Source organism: Streptomyces sp. AK08-02, from assembly GCF_033795085.1.
Classification (GTDB): domain Bacteria; phylum Actinomycetota; class Actinomycetes; order Streptomycetales; family Streptomycetaceae; genus Streptomyces; species Streptomyces echiniscabiei.
The window spans coordinates 253895-280226 of record NZ_JARAZV010000010.1; the positions used below are offsets into that span (position 1 = coordinate 253895).

The 26332-nt window shown below is 70.4% G+C and carries 24 protein-coding genes; 16 read left to right on the forward strand and 8 right to left on the reverse strand.

From position 1 onward, the window contains the following. The first annotated feature begins 270 nt into the window (after nt 1-270). Nucleotides 271-3003, forward strand: a complete 2733-nt coding sequence (gene aceE / locus PV734_RS22345; RefSeq protein ID WP_319093164.1) for a pyruvate dehydrogenase (acetyl-transferring), homodimeric type — start codon at nt 271-273, stop codon at nt 3001-3003. Nucleotides 3004-3120: 117 nt separating this feature from the next. Next, nucleotides 3121-3879, forward strand: a complete 759-nt coding sequence (locus tag PV734_RS22350) for a potassium channel family protein (protein ID WP_319093165.1) — start codon at nt 3121-3123, stop codon at nt 3877-3879. A gap of 39 nt (nt 3880-3918) precedes the next feature. Here PV734_RS22350 and PV734_RS22355 read toward each other — a convergent pair whose 3' ends face one another. Next, nucleotides 3919-4230: a small hydrophobic protein gene (locus PV734_RS22355; protein ID WP_319093167.1), complete on the reverse strand. Its 312-nt coding sequence runs from the start codon at nt 4228-4230 to the stop codon at nt 3919-3921. A 292-nt stretch (nt 4231-4522) separates the two neighbouring features. Continuing rightward, nucleotides 4523-6142, reverse strand: coding sequence for an MFS transporter (locus PV734_RS22360; RefSeq protein ID WP_319093169.1), 1620 nt, complete (start codon nt 6140-6142; stop codon nt 4523-4525). Nucleotides 6143-6238: 96 nt separating this feature from the next. Here PV734_RS22360 and PV734_RS22365 point away from each other — a divergent pair, with 96 nt between their 5' ends. The 3 genes from PV734_RS22365 (at nt 6239) to PV734_RS22375 (ending at nt 9180) form a co-directional block, all read left to right on the forward strand. Beyond that, nucleotides 6239-6901, forward strand: a complete 663-nt coding sequence (locus PV734_RS22365; RefSeq protein ID WP_319093171.1) for a TetR family transcriptional regulator — start codon at nt 6239-6241, stop codon at nt 6899-6901. A gap of 118 nt (nt 6902-7019) precedes the next feature. Next, entirely contained in the window at nt 7020-8264 is a 1245-nt protein-coding gene (locus tag PV734_RS22370) for an alpha/beta hydrolase (protein ID WP_319093172.1), read from the forward strand. A 67-nt stretch (nt 8265-8331) separates the two neighbouring features. Further along, on the forward strand, nt 8332-9180 hold the full coding sequence (locus tag PV734_RS22375; RefSeq protein WP_319093173.1) for a DUF4429 domain-containing protein: 849 nt from the start codon (nt 8332-8334) through the stop codon (nt 9178-9180). Between the two features lie 161 nt (nt 9181-9341). Here PV734_RS22375 and PV734_RS22380 read toward each other — a convergent pair whose 3' ends face one another. Together PV734_RS22380 and PV734_RS22385 are read right to left on the reverse strand one after the other, a co-directional pair. Further along, nucleotides 9342-10370, reverse strand: coding sequence for an aldo/keto reductase (locus PV734_RS22380; RefSeq protein ID WP_319093174.1), 1029 nt, complete (start codon nt 10368-10370; stop codon nt 9342-9344). Continuing rightward, nucleotides 10367-10879 carry a MerR family transcriptional regulator gene (locus PV734_RS22385; RefSeq protein ID WP_319093175.1) on the reverse strand — a complete coding sequence of 171 codons (513 nt, stop codon included), beginning with the start codon at nt 10877-10879 and terminating at the stop codon, nt 10367-10369. Before PV734_RS22385 ends, PV734_RS22380 begins: the two co-directional genes overlap by 4 nt. 95 nt (nt 10880-10974) lie before the next feature. On the opposite strand from PV734_RS22385, the gene PV734_RS22390 reads away from it, so the two are divergent. After that, nucleotides 10975-11445, forward strand: coding sequence for a GNAT family N-acetyltransferase (locus tag PV734_RS22390; RefSeq protein ID WP_319093176.1), 471 nt, complete (start codon nt 10975-10977; stop codon nt 11443-11445). Nucleotides 11446-11463: 18 nt separating this feature from the next. Further along, nucleotides 11464-12294 carry a serine hydrolase domain-containing protein gene (locus PV734_RS22395; protein ID WP_319291223.1) on the forward strand — a complete coding sequence of 277 codons (831 nt, stop codon included), beginning with the start codon at nt 11464-11466 and terminating at the stop codon, nt 12292-12294. Nucleotides 12295-12328: 34 nt separating this feature from the next. On the opposite strand, the gene PV734_RS22400 is transcribed toward PV734_RS22395, so the two are convergent. After that, the gene (locus tag PV734_RS22400; protein ID WP_319093459.1) at nt 12329-12976 is read right to left on the reverse strand and encodes a pirin family protein; all 648 of its coding nucleotides are present in this window, start codon (nt 12974-12976) and stop codon (nt 12329-12331) included. Nucleotides 12977-13036: 60 nt separating this feature from the next. Here PV734_RS22400 and PV734_RS22405 point away from each other — a divergent pair, with 60 nt between their 5' ends. From PV734_RS22405 to fabF, 5 genes are all read left to right on the forward strand, one after another. Then, entirely contained in the window at nt 13037-14242 is a 1206-nt protein-coding gene (locus PV734_RS22405) for a helix-turn-helix domain-containing protein (protein ID WP_319093178.1), read from the forward strand. An 89-nt stretch (nt 14243-14331) separates the two neighbouring features. Beyond that, entirely contained in the window at nt 14332-15288 is a 957-nt protein-coding gene (locus PV734_RS22410; protein WP_319291225.1) for an ACP S-malonyltransferase, read from the forward strand. A 15-nt stretch (nt 15289-15303) separates the two neighbouring features. Next, nucleotides 15304-16299: a ketoacyl-ACP synthase III gene (locus PV734_RS22415; protein ID WP_319093180.1), complete on the forward strand. Its 996-nt coding sequence runs from the start codon at nt 15304-15306 to the stop codon at nt 16297-16299. 84 nt (nt 16300-16383) lie between these two features. After that, nucleotides 16384-16632 (forward strand): acyl carrier protein, encoded by a 249-nt coding sequence (locus PV734_RS22420; protein WP_006374616.1) that lies wholly within the window; start codon nt 16384-16386, stop codon nt 16630-16632. Between the two features lie 139 nt (nt 16633-16771). Then, nucleotides 16772-18043 carry a beta-ketoacyl-ACP synthase II gene (gene fabF, locus PV734_RS22425; protein ID WP_319093181.1) on the forward strand — a complete coding sequence of 424 codons (1272 nt, stop codon included), beginning with the start codon at nt 16772-16774 and terminating at the stop codon, nt 18041-18043. A gap of 125 nt (nt 18044-18168) precedes the next feature. Here fabF and PV734_RS22430 read toward each other — a convergent pair whose 3' ends face one another. Next, the gene (locus tag PV734_RS22430; RefSeq protein WP_006374635.1) at nt 18169-18663 is read right to left on the reverse strand and encodes a DUF3145 domain-containing protein; all 495 of its coding nucleotides are present in this window, start codon (nt 18661-18663) and stop codon (nt 18169-18171) included. Between the two features lie 271 nt (nt 18664-18934). Between PV734_RS22430 and PV734_RS22435 the strand changes: the two genes are divergently transcribed. Beyond that, entirely contained in the window at nt 18935-19840 is a 906-nt protein-coding gene (locus tag PV734_RS22435; protein WP_319291227.1) for an SGNH/GDSL hydrolase family protein, read from the forward strand. Between the two features lie 10 nt (nt 19841-19850). Beyond that, nucleotides 19851-20837 carry an aldose epimerase family protein gene (locus PV734_RS22440; protein WP_319093183.1) on the forward strand — a complete coding sequence of 329 codons (987 nt, stop codon included), beginning with the start codon at nt 19851-19853 and terminating at the stop codon, nt 20835-20837. Nucleotides 20838-20933: 96 nt separating this feature from the next. Here PV734_RS22440 and PV734_RS22445 read toward each other — a convergent pair whose 3' ends face one another. Next, on the reverse strand, nt 20934-23420 hold the full coding sequence (locus PV734_RS22445) for a beta-glucosidase (RefSeq protein WP_319093184.1): 2487 nt from the start codon (nt 23418-23420) through the stop codon (nt 20934-20936). A gap of 100 nt (nt 23421-23520) precedes the next feature. Between PV734_RS22445 and PV734_RS22450 the strand changes: the two genes are divergently transcribed. Together PV734_RS22450 and PV734_RS22455 are read left to right on the forward strand one after the other, a co-directional pair. Continuing rightward, nucleotides 23521-24099 carry a TetR/AcrR family transcriptional regulator gene (locus PV734_RS22450; protein ID WP_319093460.1) on the forward strand — a complete coding sequence of 193 codons (579 nt, stop codon included), beginning with the start codon at nt 23521-23523 and terminating at the stop codon, nt 24097-24099. 144 nt (nt 24100-24243) lie between these two features. Next, nucleotides 24244-25530, forward strand: coding sequence for a pyroglutamyl peptidase (locus PV734_RS22455; protein ID WP_319291229.1), 1287 nt, complete (start codon nt 24244-24246; stop codon nt 25528-25530). Here the strand turns inward: PV734_RS22455 and PV734_RS22460 are convergent. Then, entirely contained in the window at nt 25503-26303 is an 801-nt protein-coding gene (locus PV734_RS22460) for an EI24 domain-containing protein (protein ID WP_319093186.1), read from the reverse strand. The genes PV734_RS22455 and PV734_RS22460 overlap by 28 nt on opposite strands. Between the last annotated feature and the right edge of the window lie 29 nt (nt 26304-26332).

The following is a 26332-nucleotide window of genomic DNA, read 5'->3' on the forward strand; positions in this document are numbered from 1 at the left end:
CCCGCTTTGCGGTTTTGCTGCTCCCGAGTGACTCCCGAACCTCTCACACATGCGTGCTAGATCCGAATCGCTTTACGGAACACGTCACGGACTGGGCGTATCGTTGCGATTTGGCTGCGGACACCCCGCCCGGCGATCTCCACCGGGGCTACTTCTGAGTAGAGGTGACGTACCCGGCCTCGGGGTACACGATGGGGCCAGTGCATTCGCAGCCCCGGAGCAGGCCCACAGCATGCCCCGGAACAAGCCCTCCGAGAGCGAAGGAACAGCGTGGCTTCCGGATCAGATCGCAACCCGATCATCATTGGCGGCCTTCCGAGTCAGGTCCCTGACTTCGATCCCGAAGAAACCCAGGAATGGCTCGACTCTCTCGACGCCGCTGTTGACGAACGCGGCCGGGAGCGGGCCCGTTATCTGATGCTGCGGCTGATCGAGCGGGCCCGCGAGAAGCGCGTGGCCGTGCCCGAGATGCGGAGCACGGACTACGTCAACACGATCGCGACGAAGGACGAGCCCTTCTTCCCCGGCAACGAGGAGATCGAGCGCCGCATCCTGAACGCGACCCGCTGGAACGCGGCCGTGATGGTCTCGCGCGCCCAGCGGCCCGGGATCGGCGTCGGCGGCCACATCGCGACCTTCGCCTCCTCCGCCTCGCTCTACGACGTGGGCTTCAACCACTTCTTCCGGGGCAAGGACGAGGGCGACGGCGGCGACCAGATCTTCTTCCAGGGCCACGCCTCCCCCGGTATCTACGCCCGCGCCTTCCTTCTCGACCGGCTCAGCGAGCAGCAGCTCGACGCGTTCCGCCAGGAGAAGTCGAAGGCGCCGTACGGCCTGTCCTCGTACCCGCACCCGCGGCTGATGCCGGACTTCTGGGAGTTCCCGACCGTGTCGATGGGCCTCGGCCCGCTCGGCGCGATCTTCCAGGCGCGGATGAACCGCTACATGGAGGCGCGCGGGATCGCGGACACCTCCAAGTCGCATGTGTGGGCGTTCCTCGGTGACGGCGAGATGGACGAGCCGGAGTCTCTCGGCCAGCTGTCGATCGCCGCGCGCGAGGGCCTCGACAACCTGACCTTCGTCGTCAACTGCAACCTCCAGCGGCTCGACGGCCCGGTGCGCGGCAACGGCAAGATCATCCAGGAGCTGGAGTCACAGTTCCGGGGCGCCGGCTGGAACGTGGTCAAGCTGGTCTGGGACCGCAGCTGGGACCCGCTGCTCGCGCAGGACCGGGACGGCGTGCTCGTCAACAAGATGAACACGACCCCCGACGGGCAGTTCCAGACGTACGCCACCGAGACCGGCGAGTACATCCGCGACCACTTCTTCGGGGACGACAGCCGGCTGCGCGCGATGGTCGAGAACATGACCGACGACCAGGTGCTGCACCTGGGTCGCGGTGGTCACGACCACCGGAAGATCTTCGCGGCGTTCGCGGCGGCCAAGGCGCACAAGGGCCAGCCGACCGTCATCCTCGCCAAGACCGTCAAGGGCTGGACCCTCGGACCCAACTTCGAGGGCCGTAACGCCACGCACCAGATGAAGAAGCTGACGGCGGCCGACCTCAAGGGCTTCCGCGACCGGCTGCACCTGCCGATCTCCGACAAGGAGCTGGAGGGCGGCGCACCGCCGTACTTCCACCCGGGCCGGAACTCGGAAGAGATCCAGTACATGCACGACCGCCGCAAGTCGCTCGGCGGTTACGTCCCGACCCGCGTCGTCCGCGCCAAGCCGCTGGTGCTGCCTCCGGAGAAGACGTACGCGAGTGTGAAGAAGGGTTCGGGCCAGCAGTCGATCGCCACGACCATGGCGTTTGTCCGACTGCTCAAGGACCTCATGCGGGACAAGGAGATCGGCAAGCGTTTCGTGCTGATCGCGCCGGACGAGTACCGCACGTTCGGCATGGACTCGTTCTTCCCGAGCGCGAAGATCTACAACCCGCTCGGTCAGCAGTACGAGTCGGTCGACCGTGAGCTGCTCCTCGCGTACAAGGAGTCGCCGACCGGCCAGATGCTGCACGACGGCATCTCGGAGGCGGGCTGCACCGCCTCGCTGATCGCGGCGGGTTCGGCGTACGCCACGCACGGCGAACCGTTGATCCCCGTCTACGTCTTCTACTCGATGTTCGGTTTCCAGCGCACCGGCGACCAGTTCTGGCAGATGGCCGACCAGTTGGCGCGCGGTTTCGTGCTGGGCGCGACCGCCGGCCGTACGACGCTGACCGGCGAGGGCCTGCAGCACGCCGACGGCCACTCGCAGCTGCTGGCCTCGACGAACCCGGGCTGTGTGGCGTACGACCCGGCGTACTCGTACGAGATCGCGTACATCGTGCAGGACGGTCTGCGCCGGATGTACGGCCCCGACAGCGAGGACGTCTTCTACTACCTCACCGTCTACAACGAGCCGATCCAGCACCCGGCCGAGCCCGAGAACGTGGACGTCGACGGCATCCTCAAGGGCATCCACCGGGTGGGCCAAGCGACTTCGGGCACCATCCCGGCCCAGGTCATCGCGTCCGGTGTCGCGGTGCCGTGGGCGCTGGAGGCGCAGCGGATCCTCGCCGAGGACTGGAACGTCAAGGCGGACGTCTGGTCGGCGACCTCCTGGAACGAGCTGCGGCGCGAGGCGGTCGCGGTGGAGCAGCACAACCTGCTGCACCCGGAGGAGGAGCAGCGCGTCCCGTACGTGACGCGGAAGCTGAGCGGTGCCGAGGGTCCGTTCGTGGCCGTGTCCGACTGGATGCGTTCGGTTCCGGACCAGATCTCGCGCTGGGTGCCGGGGACGTACCAGTCGCTGGGCGCGGACGGCTTCGGCTTCGCGGACACGCGGGGCGCGGCGCGGCGGTTCTTCCACATCGACGCGCAGTCGATCGCGGTGGGAGTGCTCACCGAGCTGGCGAAGGAGGGCAAGGTGGACCGCTCGGTGCTGAAGCAGGCGATCGACCGGTACCAGCTGCTCGACGTGGCGTCGGCGGATCCGGGCGCGGCGGGGGGCGACGCGTAGCGCTCCGCGGGTCGGGCGGTGGTTCGTCCGCGGACCGTTGTGGCTGGTCGCGCAGTTCCCCGCGCCCCTGGAGGTGCGCCCCTTCGGGCGCCCTCCGGGGCCCTTACGATGCGGGGCATGAAGGAACAACCGTCGGCACAGGTCCGTTGGGAGCGGCATACTCAGCGGCCTCTGATGGCCCTCACGGTGGTGTTCGCCGTCGCCTACGCGGTGCCCATCGTGGACAGCCCCGCGAGCCGTGCCGTGTCGGTCGCGTGCACGGTCGCGGAGTGGACGGTGTGGGGCGCCTTCGCTGTCGACTATCTGGTCCGGATCGCGCTCGCCGACCGGCGCCGGGAGTACGTACGACGGCACTGGCTGGACCTGTTCGCCGTGCTGCTGCCGCTGCTCCAGCCGCTGCGGCTGCTGCGGGTCGTCTCCACGCTGATGCTGGTGGGCCGGCGGGCCCAGATGGCGTCCCAGGTCCGGCTGACGACGTATGTCGGCGGGGCCGTGGTGGGCCTGCTGATGTTCGGTTCGCTGGCGGTGCTGTCGGTGGAACGCGCGTCCCCGGAAGGGAACATCCGCACGCTGGATGACGCGCTGTGGTGGTCGTTCACGACGATGACCACGGTGGGCTACGGGGATCACGCGCCGACGACCGGAATGGGCCGGATACTCGCGGTCGGACTGATGCTGTCCGGGATCGCGCTGCTCGGTCTCGTCACCGCGAACATCGCCGCCTGGTTCATCGCCCGGTTCGAGATGGACGACGTGGAGGAACGGCGCCAGACGGCGGCGATCACGGCGCTGACCGAGGAGGTACGGGCGCTGCGGGCGGAGGTGGCCGCCCTGACCGTCACGAGGGACCGGGTGGGTGAGGAACAGCCTCGCTAGGGGCCCCTCGTGTCGAGAGACCCCTCGTGAGACGGACGGTCAGAAGAAGGCGATCGTCGGGCCGGTGGCACTCGCCAGCCAGATGACGGCCAGGAGGGTGTCGATCGCACCGAGGACCACGGCCACCAGAGGCGGGATCGCGTGCGGGCCCTTCCAGGTACGGCCCATCGCCAGCCAGCCGCAGATGATGGCCACGGGGCCCAGGATGATGCCGAGGACGAAGAAGCCCGCGACGGCGCAGACGAGCCCGATGACTCCCAGAGTCGCGCTGTCGGGAGCGGAGCGCTGCCAGCCGCCGCCGCGTGAGCCGGGGTGCCTGCGGGTGGTGTGCTGCCGTCCGAAGGCCGCCATGATTCATCAACTCCCTGGAACTTGTCGGTAGTTCGGGGTCGATGAGGCGGGTACCCCCGCCGCGTGGTTCTAGCCGTCCCGCTTTTCGGCGGGCCCGCCGGCGCGCTGTCCCCCTCCGGCAGCGCGCCGCGGCCCGGCCGTCCTCCGTCCATGTCGTGAAGACCATGTCGTGCGGAGGACTTGACTAACTGTGACCTGCCCCGTGGGCCGAAGGGGAGGAATCTTTAGGGGAGTCACCCTGATAGGGGAACTCCCCCGCGTCGGCCGTAGATATATGCGCGAGATATGCGGTTCAGATGTGCGCCGCGCCCGCGCCCGCCTCCGCGTTCTCGCCACGCTTCGTCAGCAGCGCGACCAGGACGGCGACCACGGCCACGCCGGCCGCGACCAGACAGGCAAGGCTCATACCGGAGATGAAGGTGTCGTGGGCGACCTTCGTGATCTGGGCGACGACCGTCTCCGGCGTTCCCGGCGTCACCGGGGGCACACCCACCTGGACCGCTTCCGAGGCCTGGGCCTGCTGCTCGGGGGTGAGCCGCGGAAGGCCGGCGGCCGTCCAGTTGCCCGCGAAGTCGTTGTCGACCTTCGAGGCCATGACCGCGCCCAGGACCGCCGTACCCAGGCTGCCGCCGATCTGCATCGCCGCCTGCTGGAGGCCGCCGGCGACGCCGGAGAGCTCCATGGGGGCATTGCCGACGATGACCTCCGTCGCACCGACCATGACCGGCGCGAGGCCGAGGCCGAGAAGGGCGAACCAGACCGACATGATGCCGCTGCCGGTGTCCGTCGCCAGCGTGGACATACCGAACATGGCGATCGCGACGCAGGCCATACCGCCCGCGAGCGGGATGCGCGGGCCCGTCTTGCTGATCACCGCGCCGGCCAGCGGAGAGCCGACGATGATCATCCCGGTGAGCGGGAGCAGGTGCAGACCCGCGTCGATCGGGCTCATACCGTGCACGTTCTGCAGATAGAAGGTGACGAAGAAGAGGCCGCCCATGAAGGCGATGGCCATGAGGACCATCAGCACCACACCCGCCGAGAGCGGGACCGACCGGAACAGGGCGAGCGGGATCAGCGGCTCCTTGACCCTCTGCTCCCAGAAGGCGAAGGCCGCGAAGCCCGCCACCGACACGACCAGGAACAGCCAGGTCCTGGCGTCGCCCCAGCCCCACGCCGGAGCCTTGATGAGCGCCCACACCAGGCAGAACATCGCACCGGAGAGCAATGCGATGCCGAGGAGGTCGAAGGAGCGCGGGGCGTTCTCCGCGCGGTGGTCGACCAGGATCACCAGGCCGATGACGAGGGCCAGGACGCCCACCGGCACGTTGATGAAGAACACCGACTGCCAGCTGACGTGCTCCACGAGCAGTCCGCCGAGGATCGGGCCGCCCGCGGTGGAGGCGCCGATGACCATGCCCCAGATGCCGATGGCCATGTTCAGCTTGTCGGCGGGGAACGTGGCCCGCAGCAGACCGAGCGCGGCCGGCATCAGCAGGGCGCCGAACAGCCCCTGGAACACCCGGAAGGTGACGACCAGGGCGATACTGCTGGACAGACCGATGGCCGCCGACGCGGACGCGAAGCCGACGATGCCGATGAGGAAGGTCTGCCGGTGCCCGAACCGGTCACCCAGCTTGCCCGCGGTGATCAGCGTGACCGCGAGCGCGAGGAAGTAACCGTTGGTGATCCACTGGACCTGCGCGAAACTCGCGCCCAGGTCCTTCTGGATGGCCGGGTTGGCGATGGCCACGATGGTGCCGTCCAGGGCCACCATCATGACCCCGACGGCCACGGAAATCAGGGTCAGCCATGGGTGGCCGCGCAGTCCCTTGGCAGGCTTGGGGCCCGAGGGGGAGAGAGGTGGCTTGCCGCCCGACCCGGTCGTCTCGATGGTGGTCTGACTAGTCATACATTGGAGGCTAGTGACAGCCACTGACAATTGACAAACGGGTTCACAAGTCGGTGACTGACACGTCACTCAGAGGAAGAAAGAGGCCCGATCGTCATGAGCACCGCCGAAACCGAGGCGGGTCCGGCCTCCGGCCCCGGCCTGCGTGAGCGCAAGAAGCAGCGCACCCGGGACGCGCTGGTGTGCGCCGCCCTCACCCTTTTCACCAGCAAGGGGTACGAGCACACGACCGTCGACGAGATCGCCGAGGCGGTCGAGGTCTCGCAGCGCACCTTCTTCCGCTACTTCGCCGGCAAGGAGGACGCCGCCTTCGCCGTGCACCGGATCGCGGAGGCGCGCTTCATCCAGGCGGTACGCGAACGTCCGCCGCACGAGGCCCCACTGGAGGCGCTGCGCCAATCCGTACTGGAGGGCTGGCCCACCATCCACGAGGCCGTGGAGTCCGTCGTACCGGCGGAGTTGCAGATGCGTATGTACCACCTGATCGAATCGACACCGACGCTGCTGGCCGCGCACCTGCGCCGCTCGGCCGAGATGGAGGAGACGGTGGCGGGGCTGGTCGCCGAGCGCGAGGGCGTCGACGTGGACAGCGACCTCCGGCCGCGGGTCGTGGTGGCCCTGTTCAGCGGACTGATGCGACTGACGGAACGGCGGTGGGGCGCGGGCACGGACATGAGCGTGGCGGCGATGCGCGACCTGACCAGCACATACCTCGACGCGATGGGTCCGGCGCTGGCGGGGAACTGGCGTACGGAGTGACCGTGACGCCCCGTACAGGCATGCGTACGTAAGGACATACCTAGCCTCGGTTATCGAAACGTGATCCCCGTCACTCGGTTAACGCGAGACCCTCTCGTTCTCCTAGTGTGTCCTTTCAGTGACTTCCTTCGACACCTCCCCGCAACTGAACGTCTGGCGCGCACTGCTCGCGCTGGCCGTGGTCTTCGTGATGCTGGCGACGACCGGCTGGACCGCGGTCCGCAGTCATCGCACGCCCTCGCCGCTCCAGGCGTCGCTCTCCGCGTGGGAGCACGGACGGATCGGCGGCCACGCGCTGCCCGACCCGGACGAGACGCCCGGCCGGCTGGTCCGGTTCTTCGCCTCGCTCACCGACCACCAGCGCGACCGGCTCGTCCGGCGCTACCCGCTGGCGCTCGGCAACATGAACGGCGCGCCCGTCGTGCTGCGCTACCGCGCCAACCGCGTCGCGCTGTACACCGCCCGCGAGACCGAGCGCGTGCGTATGCACGACGACCGGCTCTCGCCCGTCGGCCAGTACGAGGCGGGGCGCCGTATGCACCGCTACGACGCCCTGCTGAAGACCGGCCGACAGATCCTCGCCTTCGACCCCGAGGGCTCGGGCCGCGTGGCCGAGGTCTTCGGCGACCTCGACAAGGCACGGCGCGTCTCGGTCGTGGTCCCCGGTGTGGACACCGACCTCCTCACCTTCCAGCGCACCAACCGCAGGTACACGGCGCCCGTCGGCATGGCCTCGGCGCTGTACCGCGCGGAGTGGGAGGCGAGCCCCACGACCCGTACCGCCGTGATCGCCTGGGCCGACTACACCGCGCCCAGCGGGCTCGGGATGGACGCGGCGACGGCGATGCGCGCCAACTCCGGCGCGCTGCGGCTGAACGCGCTGGTGCGCGGGCTGCCCGGCCGGGCCTCGGTCGCGCTGTACTGCCACAGCTACGGCTCGGTGGTGTGCGGCGTCGCCGCGCCCGCCCTGCCGCGCCGGGTGACCGACATCGCGGTGGCCGGCAGCCCCGGCATGCGGGTCGAGAACTCCGCCCAGCTGCACACCTCCGCCCGGGTGTGGGCGATGCGGGACGCCGACGACTGGATCCAGGACGTACCGCATCTGGAGGTCGGCGGCCTCGGACACGGCGCCGATCCGATGTCGTCGTCGTTCGGCGCCCGCGTGCTGTCCTCGCGGGGCGCGCAGGGGCACGGCGGCTATTTCGAGCCGGGTACGGAGAGTCTGGACAACTTCGCGGAGATCGGTGTCGGCGCGTACGACGCCGTGCTGTGCGCCGAACGGGATCAGCAGGATCAGCGGAACCGCAAGGAAGACGTGTGTCTGAAGGGTTTGTCCGACGGGGCTATGGCCGGACGCGCGTAGAGGACGCAGAATTCACGGTGTGCCCGGGGAGGGGACTATGAAGCTCGCGCCACATACGATGAGCCGCATGGGTGACGTACTGGCCGGATTTCATGCCGCCTGGGAGTTCGAGTCCGACTCCGTGCTCATCCGTTTCGAACGAGGTCTCCGTACGCCGAAGCTGTTCCAGGCGCTCGGCGAACGCCGTATCCCCCTGGCGGCGATCGCGGGGGTGACGCTGACCCCGGGCAAGCGGGGAACGGTGGTGCTGCGGGCCGAACCCCGTCCGGGCGCCGACCCGTTGATGGAGGCGGCCGACGGCCAGCTGAAGGAGGGCTGCGATCCGTACCGGCTGGTGCTGCCCGCCGAGCGGGAGACGCTCGCCGAGTACTACGCGGACGAACTGCGGGCCCAGCTGACCGGGCAGGGGCCTGCTGAAAGGTTCCTGGTGGACGCCCCCGAGGTGCCGCGGGCGTTCAAGGCGTACGACGCGAAGGCGTCCTTCGACGGACGGGCGGTGTCCTTCCGGTGGTTCTGGACGGGCGCGTCGTCGGCGAAGTGGAAGGCCGGCGACCAGACGTTCCCGGTCGCCGACCTGATCGGCGTGGAGTGGCGGTCGCCCGAGGTGTTCGAGGGCCATCTGCGGCTGCTGAGGCGTACCGATTCTTCTGTCGCGCCGGTCGACCAGGATCCCGCCTCGGTGGTGTTCGGGCTGGGATACGGGCCGGTGCACGAGTCGTTGCCGTTCGCGGCGGCGGTGCTGGCTGCCGTACGGCGTTCTTCCGGGGGGTCGGCGGGGGTGAGTGTGAACTCCGTTCGGCGTGATCCGGGGGATGTCGCCGAACGGATTCGGCATCTCGGGGAGTTGCACGAGGCCGGGTTGGTGACGGATGAGGAGTTCTCGGTGAAGAAGGCTGAGTTGTTGGCGGAGTTGTAGCGCCTATTGGGGGGGCGGGGAGGGTGCGTTGGCGGGTGCGGTCCCGTCGTGGCTTGTCGCGCAGTTCCCCGCGCCCCTGAAAGCGGCCCTGCGGGTGCGTTGGCGGGTGCGGTCCCGTCGTGGCTTGTCGCGCAGTTCCCCGCGCCCCTGAAAGCTGGCGGCTACTCCCTGCCCGCCGATGTGGAGGTCATGTCCGCGTAGCGGGCCCCGGCGACCTGGGCTGCGATGGGTTCCAGCAGGGACAGGTCCTCCGCGGTCAGGACGACGCGGGTCGCCGCCGTGTTCTCCTCCACCCTGGAACGCCTGCGGGTGCCCGGGATCGGGACGACCGGGAGGTTGTGGACGGTGGCCTGCTGCTGGACCCAGGCCAGGGCGATCTGGCCGGGAGAGGCGCCGTGGGCCTCCGCGACCTTCCTGATCGGGGCCAGCAGGGCCGCGTTCGCCGTGGCGTTGGTGCCCGTGAAGCGGGGCTGGGTGCGGCGGTAGTCGCCCTCGGTCAGTTCCTGGTCGGCGTCGGTGAAGGAGCCGGTCAGGAAGCCCCGGCCGAGCGGGGAGTACGGGACCAGGGTGACGCCCAGTTCGCGGGCCACCGGGACCACGCCCGCCTCGATGTCCCGGCTGAACAGGGACCACTCCGACTGCAGGGCGGCGATCGGATGCACGGCCTGGGCCGCACGCAGCTCCGGGCCCGTGACCTCGCTCAGGCCCAGCTGCTTGACCTTGCCCTCGCGGACCAGGTCGGCCATGACCCCGACCGACTCCTCGATCGGGACGTTCACATCGCGCCGGTGCATGTAGTAGAGGTCGATGACGTCCAGGTCGAGGCGCTTGAGGCTGGCCTCCACGGCCTGGCGTATGTAGGGGGCGTCGTTGCGGATGATCCGCCGGGTCGGCTCACCCGGCGGGATCGCCAGGGCGAACTTCGTCGCGACGACGACCTCGTCCCGGTGGGCCTTGAAGAACGGGGACAGGAAACGTTCGTTCTCGCCCTCGGCGTAGGCGTCCGCCGTGTCGTAGAGGGTCACGCCGAGTTCGAGGGCGCGGTCCAGCGTGGCGCGGGCCTCGTCGGCGTCCGTGGGGCCGTACGCGAAGCTCATGCCCATGCAGCCGAGGCCCTGGACACCCACCTCGGGGCCGCCGGTGCCCAGCGGGGCCGTGGGGAGCCTGCCGGCGGTGTCGTCGTTCGTCATCGAACCCTCTCCATCTCGCGGACGACACGGACAAGGCCCGCGTCCTGGTCCGCCTCCGCGTAGAAACTGATCTTGCGGTCGAGTACCGCGAGTGTGTCCTGGAGCTCGGCGATCCGGTCCAGGACGGCCCGGCGGGTCGATTCGAGCAGCTCGAACCGCTCGCCGTACGTGTGGTCGCCCTCGCGCACGAGTTCGGCGTACCGCACCATGTCCGCGACCGGCATACCGGTGAGCCGGAGCTTGCCGACGAGGTCGAGCCAGTCGAGGTCGCGGTTGCTGTAGCGGCGCTGGCCGGTGTGCGAACGGTCGATGTGCGGCATCAGCCCGATGCGCTCGTACCAGCGCAGGGTGTGCGCGGTCAGCCCGGTGAAGACGACGACCTCGCTGATCGTGTAGCGGTCCGCTCCGTCCGGGCGCCGGTCGGGCCGCCGTGGGCCCGCACAGCTGTCGGCCGTGGCGGGATCGGTCGTGGTGTCCGTGGTGGGGTCTGTGGTCTCCAGCACCGTCATGACCCCCACGCTAAAACCCTGGAGTGCACTCCAAGCAAGCGGATACCTCGATATTGCGGAGACTTGGCCTGTCCCTGCTCACTACCGTACGGATCATGACTCTCGTACGCCGTGCCACACCCGAGGATGCCGGTGAACTGCTGCGGCTGCGCCAGGTGATGATCGACTCGATGCGGGGAGCGAACACCGACACCGACTGGCAGTCCGCGTCCCTGTCGACGGTGACCGCCAGGCTCGCCGACCCGGCCGGGAACTTCGCCGCGTTCGTCGTCGACCATCCGGAGCGGTCCGGCGCGCTGGCCGCCCTGGTCGTCGGAACCGTCGAGTACCGGATCGGGCGGGCGGGCAACCCGCACGGGCGGATCGGGTACGTGTTCAGCGTCGCCACCGATCCGGACGCGCGCCGCCGAGGATACGCGCGGGCCTGTATGGAGACGTTGGTGGACTGGTTCCGGGAGCAGGACGTCGGCCAGATCGACCTAACCGCGTCCGCGGACGCGGTGCCGCTGTACGCGTCACTCGGCTTCGTCCGCCAACCGGACCCCTTCATGCGGCTGCGGTTCTGAGCCTCCTAAGCTCGACGTATGTCGTCGAAGTCGTTGAAGTCGCTCGCGCTGATCGAGAACTGGCCCGTGCCCACCGCCGCCGCGGCCGTCGTACGGGCGGACGGGGCCGTTCTCGGCGGTCACGGCCCCCTCGACCACCGGTTCCCGCTCGCCTCGGTCACCAAGCCGCTCACCGCGTACGCCGCCCTCGTCGCGTACGAGGAGGGCGCGATCGAACTCGACGAGCCGGCCGGGCCGCCCGGATCGACGGTCCGCCATCTCCTCGCGCACACCTCCGGCCTCGCCTTCGACGAACACCGGGTGACGGCTGCGCCCGGGGAGCGGCGGCTGTACTCCAACGCCGGGTTCGAGGTGCTGGGGGACCATCTGGCGAAGGCGACGGAGATTCCGTTCGCGGAGTACGTGCGGCAGGCGGTGCTGGAGCCGCTCGGGATGACGTCGACGGGGGTCGAGGGGTCGCCCGCGAAGGACGGCGTCTCGACGGTCGCGGACCTGGCGCGGTTCGCCGCCGAGGTGCAGGCTCCCCGGCTGCTCGATCCGCGTACGGTCGCGGAGGCGATGACGGTGCAGTACCCGGGGACGAAGGGTGTCCTGCCGGGGTACGGGCACCAGAACCCCAACGACTGGGGGCTCGGGTTCGAGATCCGGGGCGCGAAGTCGCCGCACTGGACGGGGAGTTCGTCGTCGGCGCGGACGTTCGGTCATTTCGGGCAGTCCGGTACGTTCCTGTGGGTCGACCCGGTGGCGGGGGTGGCGTGTGTCGCGCTGACCGATCGGGCGTTCGGTGCGTGGGCGGCGGAGGAGTGGCCGACGTTCACCGATGCGGTGCTGTCGGAGGTACGGGCGTAGGTCGGGGGTCTGGGGGCGAAGCCCCCGGATACGGTCACATCTCCCACAGGAGCAGCTCGGCCGCCGTTACGCCCGTCGCTTCCAGGGCTGTCGCGTCCGTGATGCGGGCCGCGTCGCCCGGGCCCAGTTTCTCGGGGCCCAGGCGCACCTCGCCGCGTACGACGTGGACGTACACGTACGCCGCGTCCGGGACGGCCGTGCGCTGGCCGGCCGTCAGGCGGCGTACGTGCAGCATCGCGCCCGCTTCGGGGACCGCGTACGGCGTGGAGTCCGCGATGCCGTGGACCGTCTCGTAGGCCGGGGTGCCGCCGGGGGTGAGCGGGGCCAGCCACATCTGGACGAAGGTGAGGGGGGTCTCGCCGTCGTTGCGCTCGACGTGCCGTACGCCCGCCGCCGCGCTCAGGCGCTGGACGTCCCCGGGGAGCACGGTCGTCTCGTGGCCCGTGGAGTCGCGGTGGGTCAGTTCGCCCTCCGTCACCCACGTGACGATCTCCGTGTGGCTGTGCGGATGCTCGTCGAAACCGGCGCCGGGCGCGAGGCGTTCCTCGTTGCAGGCGATCACCGCGCCGAAGCGGAGGTTGTCCGGGTCGTAGTGGGGGCCGAAGGAGAAGGCGTGCCAGGATTCGATACCGGCCGCCGGGTCACCCCCTGGATAGCGCGCGTCCGCGCGCCGTACGTCCATCACGCACCCACGGTAGACCCGACGCCGCACGCTCCCGTCCCGATAAGGCAGTCTTGTTCCGTGCCCGAACCCGAGTCCCACCGCCCCGAGCCCACCGACCGTCCCGAGCACCCGCACCCGGGGACCTTGAGGCGGCTGGAGAAGTCGTCCGGGAGTCTCGCCGCGCAGGCGATCACGCGCATGGACGAGACACTGTCGTGGTATCGGGCCATGCCACCGGAGAACCGTTCCTGGATCGGGTTGGTCGCCCAGGCCGGTATCGCCGCCTTCACCGAGTGGTTCCGGCGTCCCAACGCCCCCCAGGCCATCTCCACCGACGTCTTCGGCACCGCTCCCCGCGAGCTGACCAGGGCGATCACCCTGCGCCAGACCGTCGAGATGGTCCGTACGACCATCGAGGTCATGGAGAGCGCAATCGACGAGGTGGCCGCTCCGGGTGACGAGTCCGTGCTGCGGGAGGCCCTGCTCGTCTACGCCCGTGAGATCGCCTTCGCCACCGCACAGGTGTACGCCCAGGCCGCCGAGGCACGGGGGGCCTGGGACGCCCGGCTGGAGTCGCTCGTCGTCAACGCCGTACTGAGCGGCGAGGCCGACGAGGGGGCTGTTTCGCGGGCCGCCGCGCTCGGGTGGAACTCGCCCGAGCATGTGTGTGTGGTGCTGGGGAACGCGCCCGACGGTGACAACGAGCTGACCGTCGAGGCGATCCGGCGGGCGGCCCGGCACGCCAAGCTCCAGGTGCTGACCGGCGTGCTGGGCAACCGGCTCGTCGTCATCGCGGGGGGCGACGACAACCCGCTCGCCGTCGCCAAGTCCCTGATCGGGCCTTTTGCCGCCGGGCCCGTGGTCGCGGGGCCGATCGTGCCCGATCTGCTCGCCGCCACCCGGTCCGCGCAGGCCGCCGCCGCGGGACTCAAGGCCTGTGCCGCCTGGCAGGACGCGCCCCGCCCGGTGCTGTCGGACGACCTCCTCCCGGAGCGCGCGATCGCCGGTGACCCGGGGGCGCGTGAACAGTTGGTGGAGGAGATCTACAGACCGCTGGAGGAGGCCGGGTCCGCGCTGCTGGAGACCCTCGCCGTCTATCTCGAACAGGCGAGCAGTCTTGAGGGCGCGGCGCGGATGCTCTTCGTTCATCCCAACACCGTGCGCTACCGGCTCCGACGTGTGACTGACGTCACCGGGTGGTCACCTTCAGATGTACGATCCGCATTCACACTGCGGATCGCGCTGATCCTGGGGCGCCTGGCCGATGGGGATCTCCAGCCCTAGGGTTTTGTCGGGGGTCTACAAAACCCCCTCCTGTTCTTCGTCCCTGTCCCCACGGGCGGCCGTGCCCGTACCCAAGAGAGAGTGTGAGAGTGCTCGTACTCGTCGCTCCCGGCCAAGGCGCCCAGACGCCCGGCTTTCTGACTCCCTGGCTCGAACTGCCCGGTGCCGCCGAGCGCGTCGCCGCGTGGTCCGACGCCATCGGGCTCGACCTCGTCCACTACGGCACCGAGGCCGACGCCGACGCGATCCGCGACACCGCCGTCGCCCAGCCGCTGCTGGTCGCGGCCGGAATACTGTCCGCCTCGGCACTGGGTGCCATGGGCGGTGACCTCACGCCCGGCGCCGTCGCCGGTCACAGTGTCGGCGAGATCACCGCCGCCGCCTTCGCGGGCGTGCTCGACGACACGGCCGCGCTGACCCTCGTACGCAAGCGCGGTCTGGCCATGGCCGAGGCCGCGGCCGTCACGAAGACCGGCATGGCGGCGCTCCTCGGGGGCGACCCCGAGGTGACCGTGCCGCACCTGGAGAAGCTCGGGCTGACGCCGGCGAACGTGAACGGCGCCGGGCAGATCGTCGCCGCGGGGACGATCGAGCAGATCGAGGCCCTCGTCGAGGACAAGCCCGAAGGGGTGCGCAAGGTCGTGGCGCTGAAGGTGGCCGGTGCTTTCCACACGCACCACATGGCTCCGGCGGTGGACATCCTCGCCGCTGCCGCCGCTTCGCTGACGCCGGGCGACCCGAGGATCACGTACGTCTCGAACAAGGACGGCCGGACGGTCGCGGACGGCTCCGAGGTGCTCGCGCGCCTGGTCGGGCAGGTCGCCAACCCGGTGCGCTGGGACCTGTGCATGGAGACGTTCCAGGCGCTGGGTGTGACCACGTTCATCGAGGTGTGCCCGGGCGGCACCCTCACCGGTCTCGCCAAGCGCGCGCTGCCCGGCGTGAAGACGCTGGCCCTGAAGACCCCCGCCGACCTCGACGCCGCTCGTGAGCTCATCGCCGAGTCGCTGACCTCGACCTCCGCCGCTGACGCGGCCGGCGCCTGAAAGGAGCCCCGCGCAATGTCGAAGATCAAGCCCAGTAAGGGTGCCCCGTACGCGCGCATCCTGGGTGTGGGTGGGTACCGGCCGGTCCGGGTCGTGCCCAACGACGTCATCCTGGAGACGATCGACTCGTCCGACGAGTGGATCCGCTCCCGCTCCGGTATCGAGACCCGGCACTGGGCCTCCGACGAGGAGACCGTCGCCGCGATGTCCCTGGAGGCGTCCGGCAAGGCGATCGCCGACGCGGGGATCACCGCCGAGCAGATCGGCGGCGTGGTCGTCGCCACCGTCTCGCACTTCAAGCAGACCCCGGCCGTGGCCACGGAGATCGCCGACAAGCTCGGCACGGCCAAGGCCGCCGCCTTCGACATCTCGGCGGGCTGCGCGGGCTTCGGCTACGGCCTGACCCTGGCCAAGGGCATGATCGTCGACGGTTCGGCGGAGTACGTCCTTGTCATCGGCGTCGAGCGGCTGTCCGACCTGACCGACCTGGAGGACCGGGCGACCGCCTTCCTCTTCGGGGACGGCGCGGGCGCGGTCGTCGTGGGGCCTTCCCAGGAACCGCACATCGGTCCGACCGTGTGGGGCTCCGAGGGCGACAAGTCGGACACCATCAAGCAGACGGTTCCGTGGAACGAGTACGACAGTTCCGGCAAGTTTCCTGCGATCACGCAGGAGGGCCAGGCGGTGTTCCGCTGGGCCGTGTTCGAGATGGCGAAGGTCGCGCAGCAGGCGCTGGACGCGGCCGGGATCACCCCGGACGACCTGGATGTCTTCATTCCCCACCAGGCCAACGAGCGGATCATCGACTCGATGGTGAAGACGCTGAAACTGCCGGAGCACGTCACGGTCGCGCGTGACGTACGCACCACCGGCAACACCTCGGCCGCCTCGATTCCGCTCGCTATGGAGCGGCTTCTGGCGACCGGCGAGGCGAAGAGCGGCGACACCGCGCTCGTCATCGGCTTCGGGGCGGGTCTCGTGTACGCCGCGACGGTCGTTACCCTCCCCTAGGCACCTCGCACCGGATCCTCCGGATCCGGGACGGGGACAACTGCCAACCCTCTCTGGATAGCCACACAAGAAGGAGCGCCCACCATGGCCGCCACTCAGGAAGAGATCGTCGCCGGTCTCGCCGACATCGTGAACGAGATCGCCGGCATCCCGGTTGAGGACGTCCAGCTGGACAAGTCCTTCACCGACGACCTGGACGTCGACTCGCTGTCCATGGTCGAGGTCGTCGTCGCCGCCGAAGAGCGCTTCGACGTCAAGATCCCCGACGAGGACGTCAAGCACCTCAAGACGGTCGGCGACGCGACCGCGTACATCCTCAAGAACCAGGACTGATTCACCGGCCCTGGTCGCCAGGGCCGGTCGTGGGGACTGATCCGCCGATCAGTCCCTCAGCCCCGCCACCCGGCGGTGGCGCCGTTCTCCCCGCCTGCGCGGGGGTTGTCCTCCCGTATCAGTTGGAGAAGGAATTCCCGTGAGCCCGACCAATCGCACCGTGGTCGTCACCGGTATCGGCGCAACCACACCGCTGGGTGGCGACGCGGCCTCGACCTGGGAGGGTCTGGTCGCCGGCAAGTCCGGTGTCCGTGCCCTCGAACAGGAGTGGGCGGCCGAGCAGGCCGTCCGTATCGCCGCGCAGATCGCCGTGGAACCGTCCGAGATCATTCCGCGTCCCCAGGCCCGCCGCCTGGACCGGTCGGCGCAGTTCGCGCTGATCGCCGCCAAGGAGGCGTGGGCCGACGCGGGCTTCACCGACCGGGCGGGCGAGGGCGAGGGCCCGGCGGTCGACCCCGACCGGCTCGGCGCCGTCATCGCCTCCGGCATCGGTGGCGTGACGACGCTGCTCGACCAGTACGACGTGATGAAGGAGAAGGGCGTCCGCCGCGTCTCCCCGCACACCGTCCCGATGCTGATGCCCAACAGCCCCTCCGCCAACGTGGGCCTGCTCGTCGGCGCCCGCGCCGGTGTGCACACCCCGGTCTCCGCCTGCGCGTCGGGCGCCGAGGCCATCGGGTACGCCATCGAGATGATCCGCACCGGCCGCGCCGACGTCGTCATCGCCGGTGGCACGGAGGCGGCCATCCATCCGCTGCCCATCGCCGCGTTCGGCAACATGATGGCGATGTCCAAGAACAACGAGAACCCGCAGGCCGCGTCCCGCCCCTACGACACGGGCCGCGACGGCTTCGTGATGGGTGAGGGCTCCGGTGTGGTCGTCCTGGAGTCCGCCGACCACGCCGCCGCGCGTGGTGCGCGTGTCTACGCGGAGGCGGTCGGCCAGGGCATCTCGGCCGACGCCCACGACATCGTGCAGCCGGAGCCGGAGGGGCGCGGTATCTCGGCGGCCCTGCGGAATCTGCTGGCCAACAACGAACTCGACCCCGCCGAGATCGTGCACGTCAACGCGCACGCCACCTCGACGCCGGCGGGTGACGTGGCCGAACTGAAGGCGCTGCGCAATGTGTTCGGCGACGACGTCGACCACATGGCCGTGTCCGCGACCAAGTCGATGACCGGGCATCTGCTCGGCGGTGCGGGTGGGGTGGAGACGGTCGCGACCGTGCTCGCGCTGTACCACCGGGTCGCTCCGCCGACCATCAATGTCGAGAACCTCGACCCTGAGGCCGATGCGGACATCGTGCGGGGTGAGGCTCGCAAGCTGCCCGTCGACGGGCGTATCGCCGCGCTCAACGACTCGTTCGGGTTCGGTGGGCACAACGTGGTGCTGGCGTTCAGGTCTGTCTGAGTTCTGCCGTGCACTGAGCGTCGAGTGGCCCGGACTCCTGGTGTGGAGTTCGGGCCACTTGTCGTTGTGTGTCGGTTGCCGGCCGGTGGGGGCTTGTCGCGCAGTTCCTCGCGCCCCTGAGGGCATCACACGACCTGGTGGAGCCATCTCACCGGGGCGCCCTCGCCCGCGTACCGGAAGGGTTCGAGTTCGTCGTCCCAGGGCTTGCCCAGAAGTTTGGCCAACTCGGCCTCCAGGTCCGTCTCGCCTCGCTGGGAACGGGTCAGGGCGGCGCGGAGGCGGTCCTCGGGGATGAGGATGTCACCGTGGATACCGGTGACGGCGTGGTAGATGCCGAGGTCGGGGGTGCAGCTGTAGCGCTCGCCCTCGGCGGTGGCGCAGGGTTCGGCGGTGACCTCGAAGCGGAGCAGTTGCCAGCCGCGCAGGGCCGAGGCGAGCTTGGAGGCGGTGCCGACCTGGCCCTTCCAGGAGAACTCGGAGCGCCAGGTGCCCGGTGCGGCGGGCTGGCGGATCCAGTCGAGGCTGACGCGTGTGCCGAGGACTCCGGCGACCGCCCACTCGACGTGCGGGCACAGCGCGCGCGGCGCGGAGTGCACGTACAGAACTCCACGTGTCGTCACTGGGACCTCCGGACAGAGCGGGACATCTTGCGAACTGGCTGTGCGGCGGTGGCGGGCAGCCGCGTTGATGGCGAGGCTACCGTGCGGCGGCGCAAGGAGTGTGACGTACCGTCGGTCCCGATGCCATGAAACGCCCGCCATTCACCCAGGGGGACGCTTGTACGGGTGTGCGACGTTGCAGTGTTTGGTGCATTAGTTGTTTTCGGTTCGGGAACTGTCGTGCGTTGTTAAGGGCGAGAGCCGTTGCACGCCGACCGAGGGGACCCGAAGGATGCGGAATCGAAGTCGCCGTTCGCGGGCCGTCGTCGCCGTGGTGTCGACGGCCCTGCTGGGGGTCGCCGGGTGTGACGCCGGCGGTGGCGCCTCCCCGGCTCCGGACGGCACGCGGGCGAAGGCGACGAAGCCGTCCGCGACTCCGACGCCCGCGTGGGACAGCAGTCCGGCCTCGATAGCCGCGGTGGGCGACTCCATCACGCGCGGCTTCGACGCGTGCTCGGTACTGGCCGACTGTCCCGAGGTGTCCTGGGCGACCGGCACCGCGACGGACGTGAGGAGTCTGGCCGTACGGCTGCTGGGGGCGTCCGGGGTCGCCGCGCACAGCTGGAACCACGCGGTCAGCGGGTCCCGGATGGCGGACCTGCCCGCCCAGATGACGAAGGCCGCCGCCCACAAGCCCGCGCTGGTCACCGTGATGACGGGGGCCAACGACGCATGCCGGACGTCGGTGTCGGCGATGACGCCGGTGACCGACTTCCGCGATTCGTTCACGCGGGCGCTGCGGACCCTGCGCAAGGCCTCGCCCAGGAGCCAGGTGTACGTGGCCAGCGTGCCGGATCTGAAAAGGCTCTGGTCGCAGGGGCGGGGCAACGAGTTGGGCAAGGCGGTGTGGAAGCTGGGGATCTGTCCGTCGATGCTGGCCGACCCGGACGCGGTCGACGCGGCGGCGACCGCGCGGCGCGACGAGGTGCGGGAGCGGGTGGAGGCGTACAACTCGGTGCTGAGGTCGGTGTGCGCGACGGACCGGCTGTGCCGGTTCGACGGGGGCGCGGTCTTCGACTTCGACTTCGGGACGCGCCAGTTGAGCCCCTGGGACTGGTTCCATCCGAGCCGCGACGGACAGGCGCGGCTGGCCGAGATGGCGTACCGCGGCGTCACCGGCGGGAAGGCGGTGACCTAGGGTTTTCCGTATGGCCCACAGATACGAACTCTTCGGCACACTTTCCGACGGCACCCCCGTCCACCGCTGGACGCTGGAGCGGGCCGGGGTCCGGGTGCGGGTGCTGACGTACGGCGGGATCGTGCAGTCGGTGGAGGTCCCGGACCGGGACAGGCGGCTCCTGGACGTGGTGCTGGGGTTCGGGGACCTGGCCGGGTATCTGGCGCACCCGGAGCCTTACTTCGGCGCGTTGGTGGGCCGGTACGCGAACCGCATCGCGGGTGGCGCCTTCGCGCTGGAGGGGCGGACGTATCCGCTCGCGCGCAACAACGCGCCCAACTGTCTGCACGGGGGCGAAGTCGGCTTCGACAAGCGGGTGTGGGACGCGGAGCCGGTCGAGCACGGGGTGCGGCTGTCCCGGGTGAGCCCGGACGGCGAGGAGGGGTTCCCGGGGCGCCTGGAGGTGTCGGCGACGTACACGCTGGACGCGGCAGGGGCGCTGCGGATCGCGTACGAGGCGGTCACGGACGCGCCGACGGTGATCAACCTGACGAACCACACGTACTGGAACCTGTCCGGTCCGGCCTCCGGCAGTACGGCCGGGCACGCCCTGCGCGTCGACGCCTCGCGGTACACACCCGTGGACGCGGACCTGATCCCGACCGGCGTCGAGCCGGTGGCGGGGTCCCGGCTCGACTTCCGTACGGAGCGGCCGGTGGGCGACTGGTGCGACCACAACCTCGTCCTCGACAAGGGGCGGACGGTGGAGCCGGTGGCGGTCGCCGAGTTGTACGACCCGGCGTCGGGGCGGGTCGTGACCGTGGCGACGACCGAGCCGGGCCTTCAGCTCTACACCGCCGACCACCTGGGCGAGCCGTTCGGGCCCGGGTACGGCGTCGCGCTGGAGACGCAAGCCTTCCCCGACTCGCCGAACCGGCCCGACTTCCCGAGCACGGAGCTGCGGCCGGGTGACACGTTCCGCTCGGAGACGGTGTACGGGTTCGGCGTACGGGGCTGACCCTGCCCGGCGTTCACGGTGCGCGGGCCGCCGGCGGCCCCGGTCCGGGGGTCAGGTCCCGGGCCGGGGCCGGCTGGTGGGGCGGACTGCCCTCGGTCAGACCGTAATCGGCGCGGTGAGCCGACGGTCGGTGATCGAGCGTCCTACCTGGATTTCGTACGAACCCTTCACAACGGCCCACGCGCCCGCGGACTCGTCCCAGATCTCGAAGGCGCGGCGCGGGAGTTCGAGGGTCACCTCCACTGTTTCGCCGGGGGCGGCCTCGATTCCGGCGAAGCCGGCCAGCCAGCGGGCCGGGCGGTCGGGGGCCGGGGTCTCCTGACCGGTCGGGGCGAGGTACGCCTGTACGACCTCGCGGCCCGGGCGCGTGCCCGCGTTGGTGACACGGACGGTGACCGTCACTCCGGCGGACGCTGTCACTGCCCCTTCCGCCTCGATCGTCTCGTACGTCCAGTCGGTGTAGCCGAGGCCGTGGCCGAAGGCGTACGAGGGGGTCCGGCCCTCCTTCTCCCAGGCCCGGTAGCCGATGAACACGCCCTCGGTGTAAGGGAGTTCACCGTCGGTCGGGGTCACCCGGGTGACCGGGGCGTCGGCGAGCGCACCCCAGGTGGTGGGGAGCCGTCCGCCCGGCTCGCGGGCGCCGGTGAGGACGTCCGCCAGGGCCGCGCCGCCCTCCTGGCCGGGGAACCAGCTCAGCAGCACGGCGGCGACCTCGTCGCGCCAGGGCAGTTCCACCGGTGAGCCGGAGTTGACGACCACGACGGTGTTCGGGTTGGCGGCGACCACGGCGCGTACCAGGTCGTCCTGCCGGCCGGGGAGTCGGAGGTCGACGCGGTCGAAGCCCTCGGACTCCACGCGCTCGGTGGTGGCGACCACGACGACGGCGGTGTCGGCGGCGCGGGCGGCTTCGGCTGCCTCGGCGATCAGTTCGTCGGGGCCGCGCCGCGGTTCCTGGTGGCAGAGGCTGAAGCCGACGGCGGCCAGCGGGGCGTCGTCGGGGAAGGTGACGCCGTGGGTGAGGGACACCTCGACCGGTGTGTCCGCGGCGAGTTGGGCCTCGGCCCTGAGTTCGGGGTCACCGAAGAACGAGATGAAGGGGTCGTCGCTGTCGGTGGTCTGGACGTCGTCGTAGTACGTCGTGCCGTCGACGGTGAGGGTGAAGGGGCCGAGCCCCTTGATGCCGAAGGAGTGGCGGCCGGTGTCGCGCGGGGTGAAGGTGCCGGTGAGTTCGACGGTGTGGAGCCGGTCGTGGGTGACGCCTTCGGGGAGGTCCGAGCCCATCCAGTTGATCTGGCCGTTGGGCGCGGAGCCGGTGCCGAGGACCGTGCCGGTGGCGTCGCGGCAGACGGCGCGCAGGACGAACCCGTTGTCGGCGACGGCGAGTTCGGTGTTCGGGTCGGCGCCGACCGCGTAGGTCACGGCGCCTTCGGGGAGGGCGGCGGTGAGGCCGTCGAGCGGGGAGACGACATGGGCCGGGAAGACGGTGGCGGAACCGCCGCCGAGAACGCGGGCGTCGCGGGCGGCGGCGCCGATGAGGGCGACCGTACGGCCTTCGGGCAGCGGGAGGGCGCCCTCGTTGCGGACCAGGACGAAGGAGCGGTGGGCGATCTCGCGGGCCAGTGCCTCGCCGTCGACCGGTGCGGGGAGGTCGGTGTGGGCGACGGCGGGTTCGGCGCCCTCCAGGATGCCGACGCGGGCGGCGAGGCGCAGGACGTTGCGCACGGCGCCGTCGAGGGTGGCCTCGGCGACCTCTCCGTCCCGTACGGCCTGGGCGAGCGGGGTGCCGTAGACCGTCTTCGGGCCGGGCATGGCGACGTCGAGGCCGCCTTCGATGGCGCCGGTGGTGGAGCGGGCGGCCAGCCAGTCGGAGACGTTGTAGCCGTCGAAGCCCCATTCGCCGCGCAGGACCTCGTTGACCAGGTAGCGGTGCTCGCTCATCGTCGTGCCGTTGACCGTGTTGTAGGCGGTCATGATGCCCCAGGGGTGGGCGTTCTCGACGATGGCCTCGAAGGGGGCCAGGTAGAGCTCGCGCAGGGCGCGTGCGGAGACGAGGTTGTCCACGGTGAAGCGGTCCGTCTCGGCGTCGTTGGCGACGAAGTGCTTGACGGTGGTGCCGACGCCGCCGGACTGCACGCCGTTCACATAGCCGGCGCCGATCCGCCCGGTGAGGTACGGGTCCTCGCTGTAGGCCTCGAAGTGCCGGCCGCCGAGCGGGGAGCGGTGCAGGTTGACGGTGGGCGCGAGGAGGACGTGGACGCCCTTGCGGCGGGCCTCCTGGGCGAGCAGCACGCCTGCCCTGCGGGCGAGTTCGGGGTCCCAGGTGGCGGCGAGGGCGGTCGGGGAGGGCAGGGCGACGGAGGGGTCGTCGGCGGTCCAGCGGGTGCCGCGGACGCCGATCGGGCCGTCGGACATCACCAGGGAGCTCAGCCCGATCTCGGGCAGCTCGGGCAGCGACCAGGTGTCCTGCCCGGCCAGCAGCCGGGCCTTGGCGTCCAGGTCGAGCTTGCCGAGAGCCGCCTCGACGGCCGCCTCACGGGCCGCGTCGGCCGACGTCGGGTCACTGCCCGGGGTTCCCGTCACCATGGTGCCTCCTCGCTGAGTCCAAGCTGTCTCCCCCATCCTGCACGCGTCACCTGTAGAGCGGTAGGTTTTGTTACATTGACGTTATATTCGCTGGGGGCACATACCGTACGGTGACGGCATGGCGATCAGAGCGAGGACCGAGGAGCGGCGCGCGGAGATCGTCCGGGCCGCCCTGAACGTGATCGCGGAACGCGGCTACCGGGGCACGAGCCTGGCCGCGGTCGCGGAGCGGGTCGGGCTGACCCAGCAGGGGCTGCTGCACCACTTCCCCACGAAGGACGCGCTGCTGGTCGCCGTCCTCAGGGAACGGGACCAGTGGGACGCGATGCCCGAGACCCGCTGGCGGGTCGACCTGCTGGCCTCGCTCGTCGAGTACAACGCCATGCGGCCCGGGATCATCCAGACCTTCTCTGCCCTGCTCGGCGAGAGCGTCACGGAGGGGCATCCGGCGCGCGAGTTCTTCACCGGGCGGTACACCGACGTCCGTACGACCATGGCGGCGGCCCTGCGCGCCGAGTACGGCGACCGTCTCCCGAGCGGGCTCACTCCCGAACGGGCCGCTCCCCTGCTCGTGGCGGTGATGGACGGGCTCCAGTACCAGTGGCTGCTGGATCCGGAGGCGGTGGACATGCCGGCCGCGTTCCGGGACTTCCTCACGCTGCTGGGCGGCGCGGGCTGAGACCCGCGCGCGAAGGCCCGGTCGCGTCACCCTCGTCACGTGTCACGCACATGGTGGCGTAGACCACTTCCGTCACGCGATACTGCGGCCGTCCGACAGCACTTCGGTGCTGGGCTCCCCACAGCTACGGAAGGCCCGACTCCCATGAAATCCCTACGCGTTCGGATCGGCGTCCTAGGAATCGCCCTGCTCTCCGGGCTGGCGACGCCGACCACCGCCGAGGCCACCGAAACCACTTCCGCCGCACCCACCGTCGAAGAGCTGCGGCTGGACAGAGCCGCGCCGCAGGAGATCCTGCGGCGGTCCGGATTCGACTCCGTGGCACCGGAGTTCGCGCGGGCGCTCGACAGGGCGCGCTCGTACGCCGACGCCCGCCGACTCGTCGTGCACCAGGCAGCGGCCCTGTGGCGGCGGGCCGTCGACCGGGCGCAGGGGCGCGGGCCGGCCGGTGGCGACCTGAGCCGGGACGACGACCGGCCGCTGTACTGGGCACGGCTCGGGATGACCCGTGAACTCCGGCTCTGGGAGCCGTCGTTCGGGCTCAGCGGCGACCAGCGGGCTTCCCTGTCGGGCGAGTTGGAGCGGAACTCGCGCGGACAGACGTCGATCCGGTATCCGTGCGGCGGGACGCCGAAGCGTGTTCTCGTCACCGGGTTCGATCCGTTCACGCTCGACCGGGACATACGGATCTCCAACCCGTCCGGGGCCACCGCGCTCGCCCTCGACGGCACGGTGATCGAGACGGCGGACGGACCGGCCAGGGTCGAGACCGCGGTGTTCCCGGTGCGCTGGCAGGACTTCACGGAGGGCACGGTGGAGCGGACGCTGAAGCCGTATCTGCCGAAGGTCGATCTGTTCACCACCGTGAGTCAGGGGCGGGTCGGGCGGTTCGACGTGGAGCGCACCAACGGGGCCTGGCGGGGCGGCTTCGGGGACAACGAGAACATCGGCCGGACGGAGACCGTGCCGGTCGCCGACCCGGGCTCGCAGCCGCAGTGGACGTCGACGACCTTGCCGTACAAGGCGATTGTCGCCGCCGACACCGGCCGCTTCCCCGTGTACGACAACACGAGCGTGACGGAGATCCCGGCGGGAGGCACCGCTCCCGTCGTCCGGGCGGACGGTCCCACCGCCGGTTCGACGGCGCGGGCCGGGGGCGGCGGCGACTACCTGTCCAACGAGATCGCCTACCGGGCAACCCTGTTGCGCGACCGCCTCGGTCTGGGCGCCACCCTGCCCGGCGGGCATGTGCACACGCCGGTACTGCAGTTCGGGACCGGCAACACCGACCCGGCGACCGGGGCCGTCACCGACCCCGAGTTCGTGCGCAACCGGCTGGACATCATCGCCCAGGTGCGGTCGATCCTGACCGTGGCCGTGGACGCGTCCGGTGGCTCTTCCGGTCAGGACGCCGAGGCCGACGTCTCCTGATCCTCGGGGTCCCGCGAGGGATCACCGGTCTCCTCGCCGAGCAGGTCGCGGGCCATCAGCGTGGCGCCCGCGACCGCGCCCGGCATCAGGAAGACGGCTACGAACGGCACCACGAAGGCCAGCGCCAGCGGTGTGCCGAAGCCCCACACGAGCAGCTTGCGGGAGCGCAACAGGGCGAGCCGGTCCCGGAGTTCGACCCGGCGCCGCTGCAGGGCGACTCCGGTCAGCTCCTCGGTGAGGAAGAACCCGGTGACGACGAAGCCGATCACCGGTACGACGGTCTGCCCGGCGACCGGGACGAAGCCGAGGGCGAAGACGAGCACCGCCCAGCACAGGGCCCGTACGAGGACCCGGAGGCTGTCGCGGGCCGAGATCCACAACTCCCTGTGCAGCGGCAGGCCCGACTCGGGGGCCGTGCCGTCGGGGGACACGTCCCGGTCGACCTTCTCGGAAAGGTTCTCGTAGAAGGGCTGGCCGATGAGCAGCGTCACTGCGGTGAAGGTGACGACGGCCAGCAGAAGGGCGAGCGCGAAGAGCAGCCCGGTGAGAAAGCCGCGGAAGAGTCCGAGCCAGGGACTCGACCAGTCGTCGGCGAAGGGGGTCGCCCAGGTGGTGACGTCGGTGCCGTAGAGGGCGAGGGCGACCAGGGCGGCGATGTAGAGAACAAGGGTGATGAGACCGGGGACGAGGCCCCAGCCGTACTGCTTGCCGTGTCGGGCGACCCAGCCCTGGCCCTTCAGGAGGTAGCGGAAGCCTGTCGCGAGATCGCTCATGGGGGAACTCTATCGGGGGCGTGTGATCC

What these genes read in the sequence shown, in the direction of transcription:
- PV734_RS22380 (WP_319093174.1), bottom strand. Translation starts at nt 10,370, where the DNA reads ATGACGAACGACGACACCGCCGGCAGGCTCCCCACGGCCCCGCTGGGC.
- PV734_RS22435 (WP_319291227.1), top strand. Translation starts at nt 18,935, where the DNA reads ATGCGGAATCGAAGTCGCCGTTCGCGGGCCGTCGTCGCCGTGGTGTCG.
- PV734_RS22375 (WP_319093173.1), top strand. Translation starts at nt 8,332, where the DNA reads ATGGGTGACGTACTGGCCGGATTTCATGCCGCCTGGGAGTTCGAGTCC.
- PV734_RS22455 (WP_319291229.1), top strand. Translation starts at nt 24,244, where the DNA reads ATGAAATCCCTACGCGTTCGGATCGGCGTCCTAGGAATCGCCCTGCTC.
- PV734_RS22355 (WP_319093167.1), bottom strand. Translation starts at nt 4,230, where the DNA reads ATGGCGGCCTTCGGACGGCAGCACACCACCCGCAGGCACCCCGGCTCA.
- PV734_RS22440 (WP_319093183.1), top strand. Translation starts at nt 19,851, where the DNA reads ATGGCCCACAGATACGAACTCTTCGGCACACTTTCCGACGGCACCCCC.
- PV734_RS22350 (WP_319093165.1), top strand. Translation starts at nt 3,121, where the DNA reads ATGAAGGAACAACCGTCGGCACAGGTCCGTTGGGAGCGGCATACTCAG.
- PV734_RS22395 (WP_319291223.1), top strand. Translation starts at nt 11,464, where the DNA reads ATGTCGTCGAAGTCGTTGAAGTCGCTCGCGCTGATCGAGAACTGGCCC.
- PV734_RS22365 (WP_319093171.1), top strand. Translation starts at nt 6,239, where the DNA reads ATGAGCACCGCCGAAACCGAGGCGGGTCCGGCCTCCGGCCCCGGCCTG.
- PV734_RS22460 (WP_319093186.1), bottom strand. Translation starts at nt 26,303, where the DNA reads ATGAGCGATCTCGCGACAGGCTTCCGCTACCTCCTGAAGGGCCAGGGC.
- PV734_RS22420 (WP_006374616.1), top strand. Translation starts at nt 16,384, where the DNA reads ATGGCCGCCACTCAGGAAGAGATCGTCGCCGGTCTCGCCGACATCGTG.
- PV734_RS22415 (WP_319093180.1), top strand. Translation starts at nt 15,304, where the DNA reads ATGTCGAAGATCAAGCCCAGTAAGGGTGCCCCGTACGCGCGCATCCTG.
- PV734_RS22360 (WP_319093169.1), bottom strand. Translation starts at nt 6,142, where the DNA reads ATGACTAGTCAGACCACCATCGAGACGACCGGGTCGGGCGGCAAGCCA.
- PV734_RS22390 (WP_319093176.1), top strand. Translation starts at nt 10,975, where the DNA reads ATGACTCTCGTACGCCGTGCCACACCCGAGGATGCCGGTGAACTGCTG.
- PV734_RS22385 (WP_319093175.1), bottom strand. Translation starts at nt 10,879, where the DNA reads ATGACGGTGCTGGAGACCACAGACCCCACCACGGACACCACGACCGAT.
- PV734_RS22445 (WP_319093184.1), bottom strand. Translation starts at nt 23,420, where the DNA reads ATGGTGACGGGAACCCCGGGCAGTGACCCGACGTCGGCCGACGCGGCC.
- PV734_RS22400 (WP_319093459.1), bottom strand. Translation starts at nt 12,976, where the DNA reads ATGGACGTACGGCGCGCGGACGCGCGCTATCCAGGGGGTGACCCGGCG.